At 68.7% G+C, this 3,645-nt stretch carries 4 protein-coding genes; 2 read left to right on the top strand and 2 right to left on the bottom strand.

Annotated elements, in window-relative coordinates:
• Positions 1–31 precede the first annotated feature (31 nt).
• Complete coding sequence (locus ASG00_RS05695; protein ID WP_056207512.1) at positions 32–1,477, bottom strand: cytochrome ubiquinol oxidase subunit I; 1,446 nt, start codon at positions 1,475–1,477, stop codon at positions 32–34.
• Positions 1,478–1,667: 190 nt separating this feature from the next.
• On the opposite strand from ASG00_RS05695, the gene moaA reads away from it, so the two are divergent.
• Positions 1,668–2,663 carry a GTP 3',8-cyclase MoaA gene (gene moaA / locus ASG00_RS05690; protein WP_056207510.1) on the top strand — a complete coding sequence of 332 codons (996 nt, stop codon included), beginning with the start codon at positions 1,668–1,670 and terminating at the stop codon, positions 2,661–2,663.
• 24 nt (positions 2,664–2,687) lie between these two features.
• Here the strand turns inward: moaA and ASG00_RS05685 are convergent, their stop codons facing one another.
• Entirely contained in the window at positions 2,688–3,290 is a 603-nt protein-coding gene (locus ASG00_RS05685) for a helix-turn-helix transcriptional regulator (RefSeq protein ID WP_056207508.1), read from the bottom strand.
• Positions 3,291–3,341: 51 nt separating this feature from the next.
• On the opposite strand from ASG00_RS05685, the gene ASG00_RS17200 reads away from it, so the two are divergent.
• Positions 3,342–3,645: diacylglycerol/lipid kinase family protein (locus ASG00_RS17200; RefSeq protein WP_268771988.1), on the top strand; the 304-nt coding region annotated here is incomplete at its 3' end.

Below are 3,645 nucleotides of genomic sequence, written 5' to 3'. Positions count from 1 at the left end.
ATGAGAGGTCCATGATGATGTTCCTTTCCGCTCAGTAGACCGTCGTGGGGATGTGGATGTCGTCGGCGTCGGCCTCGCGCTTCTCGCCGCCCTCGAACTCACCGGACTTGCCCCCGAGGATCGGGAACGGGCCGGCCTTCGCGGTCTTGACGATGAGGCGGAACTCGACGACCGCGAGCGCGGCATAGATCGCGGTGAAGGCGATCAGCGAGATCAGTACCGTCCAGCCCGGCACATTGGGCGAGACGCCGTTCGCGGTTCTCATCAGGCCGAACACGATCCAGGGCTGCCGTCCCATCTCGGTGAAGATCCAGCCGACGAGGCTGCCGAATAGCGGCAGCGGCGCGCTCCAGATCGCGACCTTCCACGCCCACGTCGGGACGGGCCGCTTCGCGTTCTTGCGCGTGAGCCAGAGGCCGACAGCCGAGATCACGGCCGCGAGTCCGCCGAAGCCGATCATCCAGCGGAACGACCAGTAGGTGATCCAGATGGTGGGCGTGTAGTCGCCGGGGCCCCACTGCGTCGTGTACTGGGCCTGCAGGTCGTTGATGCCCTGCACGCACGCTGTGAAGTCGTGCTCGGAGAGGAACGCGAGCAGGTACGGCACGCGCAGCGACCAGATCTCCTGGGTGCCGTCTGGTGTGCCGAGCGAGAAGATGGAGAACGAGGCATTCGCCCCGCAGGCCGTGTTGTACAGCGCTTCGGCGGAGGCCATCTTCATGGGCTGGGTCGCCACCATCTGGAGGCCCAGCAGATCGCCCGCGATGAACACGCCGACGAACGAGGCGATCATGAACCAGAGCCCGAACCGCAGTGCCGGACGCATGATGTCGATGTGCTGCTTGCGCGACAGGTGCCACGCGGCGACGGCGATCACGACGCCGGCCGCGAACATGAACGACGCGAACATCGTGTGCGGGAAGGTCGCGAGAGCCACTCTGTTGGTGACCACTGCGAAGAAGTCGGTCATCTCGGCGCGCTTGCCGTCGGCGGACATCGTGTAGCCGACCGGGTTCTGCATCCACGCGTTGGCCGCGAGGATGATGTACGCCGAGATGCTGGCGCCCGCCCACGCGATCCAGATCGTCGCGAGGTGCAGCTTCTTCGGCAGGCGGTCCCAGCCGAAGATCCAGAGCCCGAGGAACGTCGCCTCGAGGAAGAACGCGAGCAGACCCTCGAACGCGAGCGGGGCGCCGAAGACGTCGCCCACGAAGCGCGAGTAGTCCGACCAGTTCATGCCGAACTGGAACTCCTGCACGATGCCGGTGACGACGCCCATCGCGAAGTTGATGAGGAACAGGCTTCCGAACAGTCGGGTCAGCTGCAGCCACCGCACGTTGCCGGTGCGCACCCAGGTCGTCTGGAAGATGGCGACGACCAGGCCCATGCCCAGCGTCAGCGGAACGAAGAGGAAGTGGTAGAGCGTCGTGAGCCCGAATTGCCAGCGGGCCAGTGCGAGCGGATCGAGAAGATCCATGGAAAGTCGCCTCCTACAGAGGGTGCACAGCGCGTCGGCGTGGCCGGCGGAGCCGTGTCTCGGCTCACTAAGGAGTCTCCCAGCTTGCTCCCGTGAGGCCCGTGGAGTTTCGCCGTGAATAATTGATCCTTTGGCCCGCGCTCGGGGCCGATCGCGTCCCGGGTGGATGCCGCGGCATTAGCCTCGAGACATGATCGCGCCGCTCGTCGACACCCACGGCCGGGTGCACAGCGACCTGCGGATCTCCCTGACCGACCGCTGCTCGCTGCGCTGCACCTACTGCATGCCGGAACAGGGCAACGAGTGGCTCGCGCGCGAGAGCATCCTCACCGTGGACGAGATCGTGCAGGTGGCGACGGTGGCCGTCGCCGCCGGCGTGAACACCTTGCGCCTGACGGGCGGGGAGCCGCTGCTGCGCCGCGACCTCGCGGAGATCGTCTCCCGCCTGTCGGTGCTCGAAGGGCCCGGGGGACCGGTCGAAGTCGCGATGACGACGAACGGCATCGGGCTCGACCGGCGTCTCCCCGAGCTCATCGACGCCGGGCTTGCCCGCGTCAACATCTCGCTCGACACCCTTCGCCGCGATCGCTTCGCCGCCCTCACTCGTCGAGACCGCCTCGACGAGGTGCTCGCGGGCGTGCGGGGGGCGGCGGCATCCGCTCTCGCCCCGGTGAAGCTGAACGCCGTCGCCATGCGGGGCGTCAACGACGACGAGCTGGTCGAGCTGGTGGAGTTCGCGCTCTCGATCCGGGCTGAGCTGCGTTTCATCGAGCAGATGCCTCTGGATGTCTCGCACACGTGGGACCGCGCGCAGCTGGTCACCCGCGAGGAGATCCTCGCCGCGCTCGGTGAGCGCTGGCGGCTCGTGCCGGCGGGCGAGCGCGAGCACGCCCCCGCTGAGCGCTTCCTGCTCGAAGGCGGTCCGGCATCGGTCGGGGTCATCGCCTCCGTGACTGCGCCGTTCTGCGCGGGGTGCGACCGACTGCGACTGACCGCCGACGGTCAGCTGCGCAACTGCCTGTTCTCGCGGTCGGAGTACGACCTCGTGCCCGTGCTGCGCGGCGGCGCGGTCGGAGACATCGACGAGGTGCTGCGCGCGTGCGTCGCGGGAAAGCGGCGTTCGCACGGCATCGACGAACCCGGGTTCGTGCAGCCGCAGCGCGGGATGAACGCGATCGGCGGCTGACGGCCGCGTGCGGGTGCGCCGACCTCAGCGGGTCAGGTGCACGACGCACTCGTGCGGGTTGCACGACGGGGCCATGCCCTCGACCCGCAGCGGTCCCCGTGCCTGCGCGAGGACGCCGTCCATGAGGTTGAGGTGCACGGCGCACAGCACGGAGCGGTTTCCGCTCTCCGAGCCCGAGTGTGGGCACGGGCTCAGGTCGACGGTGAGCTGGTGCTGGTCGACGACCGGGTCGAAGCCGGCGTCGCCGAGGTCCTCCACGAGCGCGTCGAGCTGGTGCACGGCGTCGTTCTCGAGGGCGTGATCGTCGGTCCAGGGCATGACGCGCCGCATCAGGTCGCCGCGCTCGGCAGCGTCGCGCGCCTTGCGGGCGGCGATCGGGCTCCAGTCCTGCACGCCATCGGCGGCCGAGTAGAGCACGCGAGGGCGGCCGCGCGTCGTGCGCTTCTCGACCTCGGGCACGACGTACCCGCCGTCGATCAGCCGCTGCACGTGCTCGCGCACCGTGTTCGGATGCAGGCCCGTGATCTCGCACAGGTCGCTGATGGTGCGCTGGGGGCTCTCCTGCAGCAGGTGCAGGATGCGCACGCGCGAAAAGCTGGAGATCGCCGAGTATCCGGGGCGGGGCATGGCACGTATTATCCGCCTCCCGTCGGTGATTTGACCAGACAGAATGGGCGTGTGACCCCCGCGCGCATCGGAATCGTGTTCAATCCCAGCAAGATCGAGCGCGAGCAGCTCGAGAAGTCGCTCGCCGCGGTCGGTGTGACGGATGCCTCGTGGTTCGAGACGACTCCGGATGACCCGGGTCAGGGGCCCGCCCGCGCGGCGCTCGCCGACGGCTGCACGCTGGTGATCGCCGCCGGCGGCGACGGCACCGTTCGAGCTGTCGCGGAGGTGCTCGCGGGTACGGACACCGAGCTCGCCATCGTGCCGCGGGGGACCGGGAACCTGCTGGCGCGCAACCTCGGGGTGCCGCTCGGCA

This window comes from Microbacterium sp. Leaf351 (assembly GCF_001423825.1).
GTDB lineage: Bacteria > Actinomycetota > Actinomycetes > Actinomycetales > Microbacteriaceae > Microbacterium > Microbacterium ginsengisoli.
This window is presented reverse-complemented; position numbering and strand designations above follow the sequence as displayed.

Excerpts from the sequence above, each read along its gene's own strand:
- ASG00_RS05695 (WP_056207512.1), bottom strand. The coding sequence starts at position 1,477 with ATGGATCTTCTCGATCCGCTCGCACTGGCCCGCTGGCAATTCGGGCTC.
- moaA (WP_056207510.1), top strand. The coding sequence starts at position 1,668 with ATGATCGCGCCGCTCGTCGACACCCACGGCCGGGTGCACAGCGACCTG.
- ASG00_RS05685 (WP_056207508.1), bottom strand. The coding sequence starts at position 3,290 with ATGCCCCGCCCCGGATACTCGGCGATCTCCAGCTTTTCGCGCGTGCGC.